Raw genomic sequence first — 15928 nt, forward strand, 5'->3', positions numbered from 1 at the left:
CGGGCGACCCGCACGACATCGTCGCGGAACTCCTGGGGATACGGGCGTGCCATAGTGACATCCTCTCAGCCCGCCCAGTCTGGGCAAGCGAGCTCGGTGTCACCTGATCATGCAGCAGACCCCTTCAGCAGTTGATTAAGATATATGTGTGGAGTTTGTGCCGCCGCTCGTCTGGGGATGGTTCGGCGTAGGGGTTTCCAATTCGAAAGTGGTTTGCGCCTCCTGTGTTGACATCAGTTACGGAGTGGAACTCTGGCGCCGAGTGATTTCGGTGGAATGGGTGGCTGACACAGGGTTTCCGTTCATCGTTACCGTAGCTGGCCTCATAGCCGCATATTTCTTTGTGCGGAAGCAGATTGCAAATGATCGAGCTCTGCGAAAAGCTGACCACCAGCGAGAGCGCGCTGCGGAGTGTGGACGAGCACTCTTGTCGATTGCAGATACCATCGACAATTCGCCCTTGGATTGGGCGGTCTGGAGATCTGAAAATTGGCCTGGTGCAATGCTTTTGGACGAGACCGTGCGGCAGCCCCACTTTCACTTCATTCTGAGCTACCTCCAACGTATCGACCACGAGGCCGTCCGTCGATGGGAAGTCTGCCAGGAGCAACTAGGCAAGCGTTCCGACTTGGACCTCGTTAGTCACCGCTCAGCATCGATAAGTGCCTTGAGCTCTGTTGCCAACGACTTTCGCTCGCAGAGCAGCAAGCTGATTGGCTGGAACGGTGAGGGATCGCTGCCCTCGCTGGATACCCCCGAAGCTACATGGCGGCGGACGCCAGATGAGATTCGGATGGATTACGTCCTAGCTCTAGGAGCGCCAACCGGGCCAGGGCGGGCAACGTCACAGGGCCCGCGCGGGACAATCAACTAGCGGGAAGCCCTGTCATTGTGGCGCTGGCATCGCGGCACCTCATCTGCGCTGCCCTGAACAGTCCCCGCGGCCAGCTTTCTGTCAAGCGCTACTGGGGGTGATCGATTCATTACAGGGCGTGGACGAGCGTTCGACGATTGAGTGGGTGTCGGAATAGCTGACCACATTGCTCAGCGTCTGTGATCAACTGGCCTGGTCGCTATCCGTCGTCGTCTTCGGTTTGCCGCTCGATGAAACTGGCCATGCTCGGCACGGTAAACCCGATACGACCCCGTTCCGGCGAGTATAGGACGCCAGTGATGATGGTTATCGGAAGCCGGTTCGAGGGTCTGACCCGGAAATTTCCTGGCCGACCGCGCGCCTTTCAAAGGACCTGTTGAACCTCGGACCGGCATCGACCACACAGGAACACTCGGGCTTCAGCGCGGAGGTTGTGACCTAATAGGAGCGTGCTCGTCCACGGCCCATCACTGGCCTGTCCGCCCGCCGCGCGGGCCAACAGAGAGGAACCAGCCTGACATGGTCGGCAGCAGACGATCCATCATCAGCGGAGTGGACACCCACACGGCAACACACCACGCGGCAGTCATCGACCGAAACGGCCGGCTGATTGCCGACGCCGAATTCCCAGCCACAAGATCCGGTTACACGTCGATGCTCAGATGGATGCGTGGCAAAGGGAAACTTAGCCACAGCAGTTGGTGGGGCCGCGCCATGTAATCGCATGCGGGGGGCTGATTTGATGCTTATATGTGGTTACCGCGCACAACATCCCTCTGATCAAGGTGACAAGGCGCCTCGAACTCGATTCTCTTTCACCTGAGGTGTGTCGAGCAGTGTCCAGGACGGATCTCAACGTACGGTTATCGCTGAACCACCCCGGACCACCTGGGTGGGAGTAACTGGCGAGGATTCATGGCGTGGACGACTGAAGGTGCGTTCGACATCTTCTATGGTGAGATCAACCTTCCAGGTGAACACCATGGGATCGCCAACACGCGCAGGGACTGGGTTCTCCAGCGGCTCAAGAATACCGGCATCGATGTCATCGAGGCCGTGCCATTCGGATCGATCCCTCGATACACCGCTCTGAAAGAGCACGCAGACGTCGACGTTCTCGCTGTACTGCACCACGCCAAGCACATCAAGGATCGAAAGCCGTCCGAGGTCTTGCTCAATGTGAAGAACGCCCTCGGAACGGGGCAGGCAGGGAAGGGTCGAAGGAATGGGCAAGCAGTAACGGTGACCTTCCAGACCTGGCCGAGCATCGACGTCGTTCCCGCGTCACGTATCGCGAACGACGGTGTTGTTACCGGCTACAAAATACCTGACATGAACCGGGAGGTCTGGCTGCCCACTAACCCGCCCCAGCACAGTCGCGAAATGTCGGCTGCGGTCACTGCACGGGGCAGTCGCTTTCGACGGGTGATCACGATGCTCAAGCACTGGAACCGACGCCAACCCGTGAAGTTGCAGAGTTACCACCTTGAAGTTATCGCGTTGAAACTCGCGACCTCCTGGACCGACTACAGCTGGCCGATCTATCAATGGTTCCAGTCGGCGCAGACACTCACACACTTCTGTTGGCACGCCGATCAAGACATCACCGACTACCTCACTTGGCAACAAGCAGAGACCATCAATGAGCAGCTAAGGGCGGCCGAGCAAACCGCGAATACCGCTTGGTACAAGCACTACTCGGGCCAGCCAGATCAAGCGATCCCGCTCTGGAAATCCGTATTCGGTCAGAAGTTCCCCGCGTATGGGTGATGGCGGAGGGAGCATTGGCTGCCCGCTCGAAACGCGCATCTTTGCCGAAGGTGCAGGATCGGGTCCTGCCGCTCGGATGGGCGGAAGATCATCGTGAGCGCTGGCCGCGATGACTACCGCGCCCCCATGACCGCAGAGATTGCGTCAGCACAGGATTCAACGCAGGCTCTTCGTCTACTAATCGCTCAACGGAAGCTCTACTCGAAAGCCAAGTTCTGGACCTTTCTCCGCTGGCTAGGGTTTAGCGCAATCGGCGCAATTGCGCCGCCGGTAGCTGTGTTTCTCCCTTCAGCCGCGGTCGTAGTCGGAGCTTTCGCCGGGGTGTGGATTTTTCTCTCTCGCACAGTATTCCAAGCGTTTGAACGCAACCTCGCGGCGAAAGGAGCGGCTGCGCAGGAGGATTTCGATCGCCTCATTTTTGCGATGCCGGTGCTTGCAGTCCGGGATCCTCGACCGTCTCCCGAGGAAATTGCCGAGTATGCGGGCCCTGAGCCACAGGTCCTGGCGACAGCGACGAAGGAGAAGCTCATCGGGTGGTACCCGCTGGATTCTGAGTTAGATGGTGTGACGTCCATCGCCATTGCTCAGCGAGCTAACGCTGCATACTCAGAGCGGCTGCAGCGTCTGAACGCTAGATGCTGGGTCACAGTCTTGGTCGCGTGGGCCGCGGCGGCAGTCATCTTGAGTCTGGCGATTCACGTCGAACTTTCAACATTCTTGCTTGGTGTGGCGGCTCCGTTGCTCCCAGCCTTCCTTGACGTGACCGACCAATGGCGGTCAGCAAAGCAGGCAAGCGGAGATCGAAGATCGATGGCAGACGATATCGAACAGTCGATCCGTGGCAGTGGTCCAAATCTGTTGTCGAACGACGATCTATTGGTTTGGCAAGAACGACTCTACGGTCTGCGGCGGTCTTCACCCCTTGTGCCAAATTTGGTCTATAAGCGGGCGCGCGAAAAGAATGAGCAGACGATGAATGCCGCAGCTGCGGAACTCAGCTCGTTCATGAAAAGGCGGATTGACGACGCCGGCACTGAAAATCATCCATGAATCACCATTGCATGGGAACCGGCATCACCGTTGGTTACGCGACGACATGCGAGATCACACGGCGAAGACTGGTGCGAGCCGCCGCAAGGTCGTCTTCCGACATTAGCAGAGGTTCTTTGGCAGGTTCTCCTGGGTACCGTCGTCGGGATCGACTTCTATTATTCGGCGCCTGGGATCGGTGGCATTTGAGCGATCGAGCCAGCGGCGGATTCGAGAGCTCTCCTGCATTCAGCTTTGAATTCTTCGTCGTTGGAATGATCTTGCAAGTAGACGGCAGCTGGATATAGATCGGATGTTTTCACCAAGATCGTGTTGAGGCGTTTGGCGTTCGTGATGCACTTGTCTGTGAATTGTTCAGGACGCGCCGACGGTTCAGTCAGCCTGAAGCCGTTTCCGAAGAGTATGCCGATTGCGTGTTCCGTCACTTCTTCTCGTTCGTAGTCCTCTCCGATATTCGATTCGAGCTGCCTGAATTTGGTTATGTTGACAGCGGCAGTGTCTTTTCCTTCGGCTTCGCCGACAAACCGCTTTCCCTCTGGACTCACGATCAGGTGGTCTATCTCAAGTGCGCCGTCTCTAAAATTGCTGACCGTGTATCCGATCGAGCGGATGAATTGTTCAATTGCGGACTCTAACGGCTTACCGGTTTCGAACAGCAGGTCCTGCGTTAAGTTGGCATTTGCGATGGACGCCAGCGCCGTATCTTTCTGCTTGGTGAACACCTGAATCTTCTTATGCAGGTCAACCACCTTAGTCTCCAGGTCTTTGACGTGTTGTGACTTTGGAGCAGAACTGACCCATTCCGGTGGCGGAGTCTTTTCGGACTGTGCCGTCAAGAATTTGTCTATGTCCTTGAGATGCTTGATTAATTTCGTGCCGATGCCCAGAGCTTGTTTCGTCCAGATTTCTTCTTCGTCGTCGTCGAATTCCGTCAGATCGGACAGGTCAAACCTTGGGAGTGCGACAAGATGTCCCGACGCTTCGATTTCTTTCATCTTATAGATCGCACCGAGTGCCTTTGTGCCTCTGATCGTGGTAACGATCGGTGCCTTTATATCTTCGTCAATTATGGCCTCATACGAAATATGCTCCTTCAGTGTATCGAAGAGCACGTTGAAACGAGGATCCCGCACAGTGAACTTCGAACCCTTGCTGTTAGTGATGCTTATATTGAAGGGAGCGGAGCTGTAGTTAGTTAATGCGCTTGAAGTATAGTTGGTTACCTTCGATGTTGATGATTCGACACCCGTAACGTAGGTGTCAAATTCCTGTTCGGCGAGTAGGAAAAAGACGGTCTTGCCGTCCCGTAGGGCTTCACGGATCTCTTGACACCAATGAGTTAGATGAGTAACTGCCTCCCGTCCAGAGACGCGATCGATGGACGATGATCCATCCGAGTAGTGTTGTCGATGGTAACGTGGAAGCGTTGGGTCAAATAAAATGATGTCGTGGTCGGCCAGGGAACCGCCACTCTTAAAAGGATAGTGGTCTTTAAGGCCTGGAATTTCGGTATTCACGGCGACGATCGACTTCATTTATTCTCCTGAATGGACTTTATTTCAATTGTATCAAAGCGATCAGCGACGGCCTATGTGGAATGCTAGGTGACGGATCATTGCTCATGGACTTTCCGGGGGGGCTTAGAGTTGTTTTGAATAAGAAGCCACATCGAAAACGTAAGACTGTTACATCGAAGAATCGGACTGTGATTGTCCGTCGTGTCCGGAATCCGGGACCCGACTGCGACAGAGCTGTGATTGAGCACGTCGTCGAGCAGCGACGTAAGAACGATCCCGAGAGTGTGCAGTGGTACTACGATCTGCTCCGGAGCGCCCGTCTCCACGATCGTCCCGCCCGCGGCGCCACCACCGGGTCCAATGTCCACCATGTAGTCGGCGTTGGCGATCATGTCGAGGTCGTGTTCGATTGGGGGGACACCCGCCCGCAGTGGCAGGTACGGGTGGACAGCCTCCGCGAGTGGATGCACCGCCATTGATTCACGGTAGCCGCTCGCTGCTGACTAATTACTCGACACCAACCGCCCGTCTGGCCTCGTTCGAGACGGGCGGTTGGTGACGACGGGGTGGTTTCTAGGGGTTGTCGCGACACCTCCCTAGGTTCTGGAGGTTGTGTTGTCATCAATTCGTCGTGTGCAGAAGGGGCCGAGGCCCTCGTCCGTCAACGGTTCCACGGCGAATCACCGTCGTTGGATGACATCACGATGTTGGTGCGGACCCCGCGCCGTTGGGATGGGTATCGGTCGTTCAACGATGCGCAGCGCGCCGACGCCGAGGCGTATGCCAATCAGAAGGGCATGCCGGTCTGGTGTCGTGACGGATCTGGCCCGCGGCCGACGCTGCTGGGTCGAGGTCGCGGCGACGCACTGCCTGAACGGTCACGAGCTTGGCCCTCGTCGCGTCCTCATGGACCACGCGGGTTGCGGTGTACGGGCCGCCGCTATTGGAGGGGTGCCGGCTCGTGATCGGATCGGACGAGCGATAGCCGCTCATCGAGGAGAGGGTCAACGTCGACCATCGACGGCCGCGAACCGTGGCGCGTACGACCGCGATTAGCCGAAGCTGCGCGTCGATCCGCTCGATAGTCACACACGCTACGACGCAACCGAACCGGTATCGGTTCCGCCTGTCTGGCGACGACCAGAGTCACCGCGATGGCTACGAAGGCCGCGGCGCCCACCGCTCCGCCGATGACCGCCTCCTGGCGGAAGTTCAGTGCGAACTCGCTCGCGATCAGCTCCGCGATAAGTAGCAACCCGGCGACGACCGCCGGAACAAGGTGGCTTTGTTTCATCTCCTACGCCGTCCCGGACACGGTGACGGTCGCGCCGCCGCTGAGCATCGAATCGCGGGCCTTCAACGCGGACAGCTGAGTGCCGGGCGGGAGATCGAACGGGATGTCCACCTTGATGGAGTTGCCTGGGTGGATGTCGCCCATAGGGGCCGTGTCGGTGTTCACCGAACATCATCATTGTCGATGCGCGCATAAGCCGCCGAGACTTGAGCCGCGGACGGACCGGATTCAGGGGGACGACCGCCATCCGGCGCCAACATCGCTGTGATCCCAATGACTGCTCGGAGCCCGCGATAATGATCGAGATTCGGCCAGAATCAGCAAAACGGGTCGAGATCTCAACGACAGTCAAACCAATTGCGCCACTGAGAGTTAACAGGCTTTTGAGGTAAGTGCCAAGAACCCCCCCAGAATCGAATCCCAAATTTGCGAGCAATCCGGTAGCGCCCGCAGCCTCAGACTCCGGAGGTTGTGATCGAAAGCCTCCCGAATTAATAGCCAAATCAGGCCAGTTGGCGCCGAAAGCTGGCAACGGGCGCGGGCTTGGGGACAGGCGCTTTGATGCCATTGGAGCCAGTCGTCTCCGAGATTCGCATGGGACGGGCTTTTGAAGCACCCACTGGCATTCAGCGGTGGTGCCGATGTAGCTCGTTGTTCAGGCCTCGATCGTGATGTGGTTGATGTCAAGGGCGACGAGCGTGGGACCGGGTAGCGGGCGATCACCGGGGCCTCGTGGATATACCCGGCGGCGGGTGGGAAAGACAAGGCCGTCGAAGTGTCGGTGATGGTCGCAGTAATGGGCGGCGCGCGCCCAGGCTCCGACCGGGCCGGCGGTGTAGTCGTGTCTGCGGAGCAGGCCGTCGTCGTCGACGTAGAAGATCTGCTGCGGGCAATGGGTGTGAAGGTGGACAGGAAAACTGACGCTAAGGCGATGCCACCGCGCTCCTGCTTCTCGCCAGACACCGGCTTCGGTGACGTTGACGTCCTCGCGGGTGAGTAACAGCGGAGTGCTGAGGTAGTTCCAGAAGGCGTATCCGGCGAAGTAGGCAGCGTCCAGGGCGTCCCAGTGCACGGCGCGCCGAATCGCTCCCAGACCGGTGAAAGCGGAGCGGGCATGGAAACGAGCAGCGACCAGTCGACCATCGAACGTTTCGATTCGTACGTCACCGTGTTCGAAGACGGCTCGATGGTCGTCGCGTGGGAAGCCATCGAATACCGTGTGCTGATCCGATAGCTGCAGGCGCGCGTTGACTTCGCGCATCTGGTTTCCAGGAAAGCGACTTCGCAGCAGACCGCTGAATCTAGCGTGAACTGTCAGAGCGGTGACCGCGTGCCACCGTTGTAGGCCGCCGTGCGCGACGAGTACGTCGTCAAGTAATCCGCTCATCGTGTCGCCTACTCGTTGTCAGATGAGTTTGGGCACGAAGACGTCGGCGGTACGCAGGGCGAAACCTAGTGGTGCGGCCAGCGTAGCCACGAGTGCGCCCTTCGCGCGTCCGCGCCGTCGTGTCGTAACTCGCGGGGGTAACGTCGCGAACAGTGTTGCCAGAGCTGGCAGCGGTCGGGCGAAGATAGTAACTTCGGCGATCTTTCCCTGATCGTTGACACGTACCTGATTCACGGCATCGAGCTGCAGTCCGCGCACGTGTCCGCTGAACATGAACACTCCTGTGTCGCCGCGTGTCAGCGGCTCAGTCGTCGACAGGTCTTTGATGACCGCGAAAATATCGTGATGTAGCGCGATGACTTCAGCGCTGCCCTCGAAGCGGATCCGAGAGGTCAGCGGAGTTCGAAAGACCACGTCGAAGGCCAGAATTGGCGCAAGAGCGTCGGCGTCGGCGTTTTCTGCAGCGACGCGCAGGGCGGCGATCGTCTCCAATAGCCCTGGCACGTCTGTTTGGTCTGACGCGGTGGACGGCATCGATACTCCTTCGTCGAGAGGTGTCCTGTGAGTCTGCGATCTGCTGCTCTTATCTTCATGACGAATGGCAGAGGCTCAATCCGACAGACCACGCGCTGCAACATTCGGGTGTGCGCAGTGCTGGTGCCGGCTCTTCTCGTCGCAGCCAAGCCGCTCATATCGGGTCATCACGAGTCTCCAGGGACTACGGCGATGGAGGAGACTGCGTCCGCATAGGAATCGTGGCGCGGTCGAAGCGACGCCAGCTGGATGTGCAGCGTCTCGTGGCGACCTTGGAGGTCGCCGTGGCCCCGCGAAGTTCTGTCACAAGGGTTCGGCGGTCGTTGCAATGCTGTCGGCGCAAGTGGAAGCTTGGTGCCAGAAGGGAAAGCGTCGCTAGCTGTTCCGTCGCAGTTCAGCTAGCTTCTCACAGTCTCCAGCAAACAGGCCTAACTGGCGGCGCGGATGCAGCCCGAATTCGCAACCTTGTCACGGCGTTGTCACAACTAGGTCGGGATCCCGTGGTTCCGGGGGAGACGCCCTGAAACGGTTTCTCCAGGTCAATGGCCATTCAGATGCTATGCAGAACAGCCGAAACCACCCGAAGTCCGACTGGGGGTCAAGTGGTCGCAGGTTCAAATCCTGTCAGCCCGACAAAAAGACCAGCCTTGAGCTGGTCTTTTCTGTCTTTGGGGAATCGCGCGGATGTGCGACGAGGCCCCGGCCAACGCGATGCACTGCACGGGCGCGGCACGCCAAGACCTACGTGGAACCCGCGGCTACACGGTCGCGTAGGTTCTCAGAGAGTCAAAATCGAAAACCCACGCAGCATTCAACGAAAGCCATCATGTCCCAGGATCAGAACACCGACGTTCCACCGAATCACCTCTCCATCGATCCGCGTAGTCCGTTCTACAGCGAAGAGGCGCTCCTGCGCGGCGTGGGTATTCGCTTCAACGGCGCTGAAAAAACCAACGTGGTCGAATACGACGTTGCCGAGGGTTGGGTGCGTGTGGAAGTCCCCACCGCCAAGGATCGCCGCGGAAATCCGATGGTCGTCAAGCTCAGCGGCACGGTAGAACCCTATTTCCGCCAAGCGGAGTAGCGGACGCCGCCGTGCCGCCAACTCGCAGGCTGCCGCCGGGGTGGACGCGAGCTTGAGCTGAAGGCGTTGAAGGCTGGCACGACAACGTATTTCGCGGCGCGTCTCATCGCAGGTCACCCGTCGCGGATCTGTCCCGACGTTCGGGTCTCGCCGAGTCCGAGCTACGTACCCGCGCTGCCATCGCGCAGAGAATGAATCATGTTCTGCAGTGCGTGAAACACCCGTGCCTGCTCGGCCTCGGACAAGCTGGACAGCATTCTGTCTTCGACAGCCCGGACCGCCGTCGTCGCCTTCTGTAGAGCCTTGCGGCCGCGGGGGGTGAGTTGGGTGGGAAGAACTTTCCCCACGGGTGCCTCCTCTGGTCTGCTGACGTAGCCCTCGCGTTCCAAGGTCTGCAGCAGCACGTTCATCGACTGCCGCGTCACGAACGCACCCCGCGCGAGTTCGGAGTTCGACAAGCCTGGTCGCTGAGCCAGCAGCTCCAGGCAGGCGTAGCGCGTGATGTTCATCCCGAGCGGTCGCAGCACCTCCTCCATGGCTGCGCGCAGAGCACTTGAGGCCTCTTTCAATGCGTAACCCAGTGACGTGCCGACGTCGATGCCACCACCGTCTTGACTCATGTCAGTATTCTGACATACGGTCATAGGTGTCAGAAAACTGACACGAAGAAAGGAACTCACCGTGCCCGTCACCGGCCCCGATTTCATCTCACTGCAGGCGCGCGACCTCGACGCCTCCGAGTCCTTCTACGAGCAGTACCTCGGCCTCGTCCGCTCGCCGGTCGGGCCCCCGCACGCGGTCGTCTTCGAGACCAAGCCGATCACGTTCGCGCTGCGCGACATCGTTGCCGGCACCGATCTTGCCTCCGCTGCGCGGCCCGGCATCGGTGCCGCAATCTGGCTGCACGCCGACGACGTTCAAGGCATCCACGACGCGCTCGTCGCCGACGGGCACACCATCGTTTCCGCACCGATCGACGGACCCTTCGGCCGAACCTTCACCTTCGCCGACCCCGATGGGTACCACATCACGCTTCACGACCGCGCGGACCAGAGGAACTGACCTTCCGCCGCGACATTGAACTTACTGAGCGAAAGTGCGAGTGCCGAGCACACTAACGGCAATGTCGCGACGGGGTCAGGCGATCATCGGGTCGATCGCCGACCGGGGCACCAGCACGTGCAAACCCCCGGCCGAGGCGGGCAGCAACACGCCCTGGTCGAAGAAGAAGATCACCCCGTCGTTGACGATCGCGAAGTTCTGGTAGTTGGCGGGGTTGTACAGCGCGGCCTGCGCGAACGGCAACGGCGGGGGCGGCGGCGCGGTGGTGGTGCTGGTGGGCGTGGTCGTCGCCGGCTGCCCCGGTTGCGTGGGAGGCGTGGTCGCGACCGGGGGCGGCGGTGCCAGCTGCTGCTGAAGTTCAGTCTGGACGATCGGTGCGACGGTCTTCAGCGGATCGTCCACCCGCCACAACGGCGCATGTTCTTTGTCGTCCGGCGCGGCCGTGTAGGTGATCGCCTTGCGGTAGCTCTGGTCCCAGTTGAACGCCTTGTACGTCGTCTGCGGCTGGCCCCCACCGAGTTCCTGGGTCACCGTGAACACCACAGCCTGTGAGCCGCGCGGCGGCACCGACGAGTTGTACTTCGTCGGCTTGATGCTCAACTCGTACGGCGAGGTGCGGGGCGCGCCGGACTTGGCCGAATTGAGGAACGCGTCGCGTGCCTGCGAGATGTAGTCGGCGACCGACTTCTGGTCGGGGTAGTCCAGCGGAATGCTGATGTCGACGCTGTACGCGGGATCGGAGAGTTGGATCTCACACGTGCTGCCGGTATTGCCGCCTTTGAGGTCGGCGCAGTAATCCTTCGGGGCCGCCACCGCCACGCCAGAGCAACCGAATGTGGCGGCCACCGCGACGACCACTGCCACGCTGAAAGAGCGCATGGGTAATACCTCCTAGCAAACGCGGCAACGCGCCGCGACCAAGAGATTAACGTGCCGCCCGGCCGGCAAACCTGGCTGGGCGGAAGTACCGCTGCATACCGAGGTCAGGGTGGGGTTCGGTGACCATCGTCCCGCACAGGCAGGACATCGGCCCCCACCTCCAGGGACCGGTGCGGCGGTCGAATGACTCAGGGGATCTCGTGGGTCCCCATCAGGTCACCACCGGCGTAGCCGCTGTCCGAAGGAGACGCACCATGAGAGCGTTACCGCACCTGCACACCCGCACGAGCCTGTTCGCCCGAGTGCTCGGGCCCTACCTTCTCGTTGCCGCGTCCACGATGCTGACGCGTGCCTCCGCCCTGCGGACGCTGCTGGCTCAATTTGACGCTGACGTCGTATGGCCGTGGGTCACCGGCGCATTCGTCCTGCCGATGGGTCTGTCCATCATCGTTTTGCACCCGTACTGGCGTGGGGCTCCCGCGACGATCGTCTCACTGTTGGGATGGCTCACCGCATTCAAGGGTGTGGCGTTGATGACCTTCCCCTATGCCTATCTGTCCTGGGGAAACGACGTCGTTGCCCAGGCGCCCTGGTGGCAGGTGGGCACGGTGATCGTCGCCCTGACCGGGCTCTATCTGAGCATCGTCGGTTGGGCCACTGCCGTGGGCCGTCCGGCGTCACTCCCGGCGGCACGAGCGGCGGGCGATATGCCCCGCGCGGCCTAAATATCCCGTTGTGACACAACAGAAGTAGGCCGCTTATGAAGGCCCTGATCGTCTGGTTGGTGGGCTCCACCGTCGCCACCGCGAATCTTGAGCTCGGTCGGTGCGGTTGATCTTGCCCGATGCGATCAACTCCAGCGTTACGGCGACTGCGCAGGTTTGCGACAGCAGTATCGACACCAGGATCAGGATCTGTACTGCGCCGGCTTGCATCGCAGATCCGGTACTGAGCAGCACCCCGACGAAGGCACCGGGCAGGGTCACCACACCCACCGTCCTGGTTTGGTCGAGGTTGGGCAGGAGTGCGTCCGCGGCAGTAGGACCGATGATCTCCATCCGCGCCAGGCGGTCGCTGAATCCCAGGCTGAGTAATGCCTCGACCTCGCCGGCGCGGGAGGCCAGTGTGTCGAGTGCCCGCCGCGCGGCGACCGCGACGGCGGTCATGGTGCTCCCCAGTAGGATGCCGGCGATGGGCACGATGGCGATACCGGTCATCGGCACCAGCCCGGTCGAAAGCAGCAGTGGCACCACCGAGATCATGCCTGTCGCGAGAGCTATCGCGAGTAGCCAGGAACGGTTGGATCGGCTGCGGCGCGCCGAGGTCACCGTGGCGGCGACGAACATGATGCCCAACACCACGAGTGATGTCCGCAGGTTACTCAGCGCGGAAGCCAGAATGGCGGCGACCGCAACAAGTTGTAGTACTGCACGCACCGCGGCGCGTGGCACCGTCCACGCCGAACCGAGCGCTGTTGACCAGTAGATGGCCGAGGCGGCGAGCACCATGGCCGCGCACACGACCATCAGTGTCGGGCCTACGAGGTGTGGCGACAGCTGCACCCCGTGGATTCTCCTGCAGCTGTCCGGGCGTCAGAGCGTGACACCCGCGGGAACTACCTGTGAGCCGGCGTGGGTGCGTCGAAGTCGACGAGAACTTTGACGATCCCGTCCTCGACGCGGGCGGCGCGTGGAGCGATCTGGGGCAGCCTGTCGAGGCCGATGCGGTGCGAGATGAGCCGGTCGACCTCGATGCGGCGGGCGGCGAGCAGGTCGAGCGCATCATGGAAGGACGGCAGGCCGGGCTCTGCTTGCGAACCGATCGCTCCGACCAGGCGGAGATTCTTGGCCACCAGACCCAGTACGGACACCTCCAGGTCGCCGGGTTCGTCGTCGGGGAGTCCGTAGATCCCCACGGTGCCGAAGGGGGCGGTGCGCTGCCAGCACTTACGGCGTACGCCCGGCATGCCGGAGGCGTCGACGCTGAGCTCGACCGGGGGAGCGGCGTCCTCGTCGGGGACTGCGCCGAAGGATGTCGCCAGGAGGCAGCGATGCTCATTCGGCTCGGACACGTAGATCTGTTCACAACCGCGCTCGCGGAGCAACTGGATGAACATCAGACCGGCCGGTCCGGCACCGGCGACGAACGCGCTGCGGGGCGGCTGCGTCGAAGGCCAGAAGTTGCGCAGCGCGTAGATCACCGTGCCGAGCTGCTGCCCGAAAACGCCGATCTCCGACGGCAGCCCGGCGGGAATCGGCACGACGTTGGTCTCCCGAGCGAGTTGGTAGGGCGCGAAGACCTTGCCGTTGGTGGGGAAGGGCACGTGCAGAACACGGTCGCCTTGGGCGAACCGGCCGGAATCGCAACGTTGCACCACCGCGACTGATTCGTGGCCGAACACGTCGGTGCCGTTCCCGTACGACTGTGCCCCGCGGAAATGGTGCAGGTCGGTGCCGCACAGCGCGGAGACGACGGTCCGCAACAGCAGTTCGCCGGCCCCCGGGGTGGGCACGGCGCGCTGTTGGACCGCCAACTCGCCGTTGGCCAGCACGCAGATCGCCGGCATCGAGGCTGTGGCCGGCGTGGTGGACCACCGAGGGGATACGCCCGAGACATCGTGCAGCGGTGACCGCGGTCCGCGTTGGACGGGAAGGTGAGTCATGTTGCCCCATTGCGAGTAGTTGTCGTCAGAGACCCTCGTTGATCGGACCATCCGGTGACGGTCGGCACTAGGGCCGGAAGTCTCTTGCACGGAAAACTCTTCGCTATTCCCGGCGGGAGGGGTTCGACGGGAACTAACCCCAGTCGGTCGGCGTTGTACTTATCAGGTCGATGGTTTCAAGTGTTCGTGTTCGTACACGCTCGCGCAGAACTTGGTGCGGGCGTCTTTTTCTTGTTGCAGGACAACTCAGAAGCAGCCGTCTCAACCAATCGGCTGCCGGTCCGCACAGTGCGGGCCGCAATCCTGACAAGGAGAAGCAAATGACACAGGGAACTGTGAAGTGGTTCAACGCTGAGAAGGGCTTCGGCTTCATCGCTCAGGCCGAGGGCCCGGATGTGTTCGTCCACTATTCCGAGATCGATGGCGGCGGCTTTCGCAGCCTCGAAGAGAATCAACGGGTCGAGTTCGAACTCACCCAGGGCGCCAAGGGCGCGCAGGCCAGCCGAGTTCGGGCACTCTGACCCTCCACGCGCCATGACGGAAGTGGGACCCGCGCGTCACGCGCGGGTGCCATTTCCACCGTGATCGGCGACTCACCGCAGCTGCTCGATCAATGAAGGCCAGATTCTGGCCCGTCTCATTCGCACGACCGAGGACAGCATCGCCATGGCCATCACCAATCTTGATCGCTATAAGCACTTGAGCCCGAACGATATCCAGAATCTCGGCGATGAACTCGATGCCATCCGGCGCAGCGTCGAGGATTCGCTCGGAGCACCTGATGCCGCCTACATTCGGGGCACCATCAGGTTCCAACGGATACTCGGCCTCGCGGCGCGATTTCTCATCGCCGGAAGCCGGTCGAAAACCGGCTGGGCCCTGGGTACCGCTGCGCTGGCCTATTCCAAGAGCGTCGAGAACATGGAGATCGGCCACAACGTGTCCCACGGGCAGTGGGACTGGATGAATGACCCGGAGATTCACTCGACCACCTGGGAGTGGGACATGGTTGCCCCTTCTGCGCAGTGGAAGACCTCACACAACTACCGCCACCACGTTTTCACCAACGTGCTCGGCGAGGACGATGATCTGGGCTTCGGGGTGATGCGAGTGACCCGCGATCAGCCGTGGCGGCGACGGTATCTGCTGCAGCCGCTGCAGAATGTTCTGCTGGCCCTGACCTTTGAGTGGGGTATCGCGCTGCACGGTATCGACCTGAAAGGCGAACGCACCGTGAAGTCCGCCCAGAAGTCGGCGTTGATGGGCAAGATCGCCCGCCAATCGCTCAAGGATTACGTGCTGTTCCCAGCCCTCAGCGGATCACGCTGGCGCCGAACCCTCGGGGCCGACATCGTGGCCAACCTGCTGCGTAATCTCTGGACATACGTGGTCATCTTCTGTGGTCACTTCCCGGATGGCACTGAGAAGTTCACGCCCGAGGTGCTCGACCATGAAACCAGACCCGAATGGTACCTGCGGCAGATGCTGGGGTCGGCGAACTTCAATGCCGGTCCACTGCTGGCTTTTTCGAGTGGCAACCTGTGTTACCAGATCGAGCACCACCTCTTCCCCGACCTGCCGAGCAACCGTCTGGCCGAGATCGCAGCCCAGGTGCGGACCCTCTGCGACAAGTACGGCTTGCCCTACAACACGGGTTCGCTGGCACAGCAGTACCTTTCCACCTTGCGGACCATCAACAGGCTGGCGCTGCCCGATCGCCCGGCCCCGCCACCGCTGCGGGAAGTTCCGACCCCGCCTGAGACACGGAAGGCTGCGGTTTTCGCCCTTGCCGGCGGAGGTCTGCTGACCTGAGTG

The 15928-nt window shown here is 60.9% G+C and carries 16 protein-coding genes; 7 read left to right on the top strand and 9 right to left on the bottom strand.

Features of this window, described 5'->3' with window-relative positions; all coding sequences use genetic code 11:
* Positions 1–1789: 1789 nt before the first annotated feature.
* Together H7J86_RS01585 and H7J86_RS01590 are read left to right on the top strand one after the other, a co-directional pair.
* Positions 1790–2644: a nucleotidyltransferase domain-containing protein gene (locus H7J86_RS01585; protein ID WP_267288953.1), complete on the top strand. Its 855-nt coding sequence runs from the start codon at positions 1790–1792 to the stop codon at positions 2642–2644.
* 126 nt (positions 2645–2770) lie between these two features.
* Positions 2771–3694, top strand: coding sequence for an S-4TM family putative pore-forming effector (locus H7J86_RS01590; RefSeq protein WP_267288954.1), 924 nt, complete (start codon positions 2771–2773; stop codon positions 3692–3694).
* A 158-nt stretch (positions 3695–3852) separates the two neighbouring features.
* On the opposite strand, the gene H7J86_RS01595 is transcribed toward H7J86_RS01590, so the two are convergent.
* From H7J86_RS01595 to H7J86_RS01615, 5 genes are all read right to left on the bottom strand, one after another.
* Complete coding sequence (locus tag H7J86_RS01595; protein ID WP_267288956.1) at positions 3853–5229, bottom strand: hypothetical protein; 1377 nt, start codon at positions 5227–5229, stop codon at positions 3853–3855.
* 77 nt (positions 5230–5306) lie between these two features.
* On the bottom strand, positions 5307–5687 hold the full coding sequence (locus H7J86_RS01600; protein WP_267289309.1) for a hypothetical protein: 381 nt from the start codon (positions 5685–5687) through the stop codon (positions 5307–5309).
* Between the two features lie 821 nt (positions 5688–6508).
* Positions 6509–6670: a hypothetical protein gene (locus H7J86_RS01605; protein ID WP_267288958.1), complete on the bottom strand. Its 162-nt coding sequence runs from the start codon at positions 6668–6670 to the stop codon at positions 6509–6511.
* 490 nt (positions 6671–7160) lie between these two features.
* Positions 7161–7892, bottom strand: coding sequence for a hypothetical protein (locus H7J86_RS01610; protein ID WP_267288960.1), 732 nt, complete (start codon positions 7890–7892; stop codon positions 7161–7163).
* Between the two features lie 18 nt (positions 7893–7910).
* Positions 7911–8426 carry a nuclear transport factor 2 family protein gene (locus tag H7J86_RS01615; protein WP_267288962.1) on the bottom strand — a complete coding sequence of 172 codons (516 nt, stop codon included), beginning with the start codon at positions 8424–8426 and terminating at the stop codon, positions 7911–7913.
* 826 nt (positions 8427–9252) lie between these two features.
* Between H7J86_RS01615 and H7J86_RS01620 the strand changes: the two genes are divergently transcribed.
* The gene (locus H7J86_RS01620; protein WP_090361319.1) at positions 9253–9510 is read left to right on the top strand and encodes a DUF3297 family protein; all 258 of its coding nucleotides are present in this window, start codon (positions 9253–9255) and stop codon (positions 9508–9510) included.
* Positions 9511–9671: 161 nt separating this feature from the next.
* Here H7J86_RS01620 and H7J86_RS01625 read toward each other — a convergent pair whose 3' ends face one another.
* On the bottom strand, positions 9672–10130 hold the full coding sequence (locus H7J86_RS01625) for a MarR family winged helix-turn-helix transcriptional regulator (RefSeq protein ID WP_267288964.1): 459 nt from the start codon (positions 10128–10130) through the stop codon (positions 9672–9674).
* 61 nt (positions 10131–10191) lie between these two features.
* Between H7J86_RS01625 and H7J86_RS01630 the strand changes: the two genes are divergently transcribed.
* On the top strand, positions 10192–10572 hold the full coding sequence (locus H7J86_RS01630; RefSeq protein WP_267288966.1) for a VOC family protein: 381 nt from the start codon (positions 10192–10194) through the stop codon (positions 10570–10572).
* Positions 10573–10647: 75 nt separating this feature from the next.
* On the opposite strand, the gene H7J86_RS01635 is transcribed toward H7J86_RS01630, so the two are convergent.
* Complete coding sequence (locus H7J86_RS01635) at positions 10648–11451, bottom strand: RsiV family protein (RefSeq protein ID WP_267288968.1); 804 nt, start codon at positions 11449–11451, stop codon at positions 10648–10650.
* Between the two features lie 254 nt (positions 11452–11705).
* Between H7J86_RS01635 and H7J86_RS01640 the strand changes: the two genes are divergently transcribed.
* On the top strand, positions 11706–12176 hold the full coding sequence (locus H7J86_RS01640; protein ID WP_267288970.1) for a hypothetical protein: 471 nt from the start codon (positions 11706–11708) through the stop codon (positions 12174–12176).
* Between the two features lie 33 nt (positions 12177–12209).
* Here H7J86_RS01640 and H7J86_RS01645 read toward each other — a convergent pair whose 3' ends face one another.
* Complete coding sequence (locus tag H7J86_RS01645; RefSeq protein WP_267289277.1) at positions 12210–13022, bottom strand: ABC transporter permease; 813 nt, start codon at positions 13020–13022, stop codon at positions 12210–12212.
* A gap of 44 nt (positions 13023–13066) precedes the next feature.
* On the bottom strand, positions 13067–14113 hold the full coding sequence (locus H7J86_RS01650; protein WP_267288972.1) for a zinc-dependent alcohol dehydrogenase: 1047 nt from the start codon (positions 14111–14113) through the stop codon (positions 13067–13069).
* Between the two features lie 320 nt (positions 14114–14433).
* On the opposite strand from H7J86_RS01650, the gene H7J86_RS01655 reads away from it, so the two are divergent.
* Both H7J86_RS01655 and H7J86_RS01660 read left to right on the top strand, forming a co-directional pair.
* A complete protein-coding gene (locus H7J86_RS01655) occupies positions 14434–14634 on the top strand; it encodes a cold-shock protein (RefSeq protein ID WP_267288974.1) in 201 nt (66 codons plus the stop codon).
* A 145-nt stretch (positions 14635–14779) separates the two neighbouring features.
* Positions 14780–15925, top strand: coding sequence for a fatty acid desaturase family protein (locus H7J86_RS01660; protein ID WP_267288976.1), 1146 nt, complete (start codon positions 14780–14782; stop codon positions 15923–15925).
* Positions 15926–15928 lie beyond the last annotated feature (3 nt).

Origin of the sequence: Mycobacterium hackensackense (assembly GCF_025822555.1) — a bacterium.
Lineage (GTDB): Bacteria > Actinomycetota > Actinomycetes > Mycobacteriales > Mycobacteriaceae > Mycobacterium > Mycobacterium fluoranthenivorans.

Excerpts from the sequence above, each read along its gene's own strand:
- H7J86_RS01595 (WP_267288956.1), bottom strand. The coding sequence starts at position 5,229 with ATGAAGTCGATCGTCGCCGTGAATACCGAAATTCCAGGCCTTAAAGAC.
- H7J86_RS01585 (WP_267288953.1), top strand. The coding sequence starts at position 1,790 with ATGGCGTGGACGACTGAAGGTGCGTTCGACATCTTCTATGGTGAGATC.
- H7J86_RS01635 (WP_267288968.1), bottom strand. The coding sequence starts at position 11,451 with ATGCGCTCTTTCAGCGTGGCAGTGGTCGTCGCGGTGGCCGCCACATTC.
- H7J86_RS01610 (WP_267288960.1), bottom strand. The coding sequence starts at position 7,892 with ATGAGCGGATTACTTGACGACGTACTCGTCGCGCACGGCGGCCTACAA.
- H7J86_RS01650 (WP_267288972.1), bottom strand. The coding sequence starts at position 14,113 with ATGACTCACCTTCCCGTCCAACGCGGACCGCGGTCACCGCTGCACGAT.
- H7J86_RS01600 (WP_267289309.1), bottom strand. The coding sequence starts at position 5,687 with ATGGCGGTGCATCCACTCGCGGAGGCTGTCCACCCGTACCTGCCACTG.
- H7J86_RS01625 (WP_267288964.1), bottom strand. The coding sequence starts at position 10,130 with ATGAGTCAAGACGGTGGTGGCATCGACGTCGGCACGTCACTGGGTTAC.
- H7J86_RS01620 (WP_090361319.1), top strand. The coding sequence starts at position 9,253 with ATGTCCCAGGATCAGAACACCGACGTTCCACCGAATCACCTCTCCATC.
- H7J86_RS01655 (WP_267288974.1), top strand. The coding sequence starts at position 14,434 with ATGACACAGGGAACTGTGAAGTGGTTCAACGCTGAGAAGGGCTTCGGC.
- H7J86_RS01590 (WP_267288954.1), top strand. The coding sequence starts at position 2,771 with ATGACCGCAGAGATTGCGTCAGCACAGGATTCAACGCAGGCTCTTCGT.
- H7J86_RS01660 (WP_267288976.1), top strand. The coding sequence starts at position 14,780 with ATGGCCATCACCAATCTTGATCGCTATAAGCACTTGAGCCCGAACGAT.
- H7J86_RS01615 (WP_267288962.1), bottom strand. The coding sequence starts at position 8,426 with ATGCCGTCCACCGCGTCAGACCAAACAGACGTGCCAGGGCTATTGGAG.
- H7J86_RS01640 (WP_267288970.1), top strand. The coding sequence starts at position 11,706 with ATGAGAGCGTTACCGCACCTGCACACCCGCACGAGCCTGTTCGCCCGA.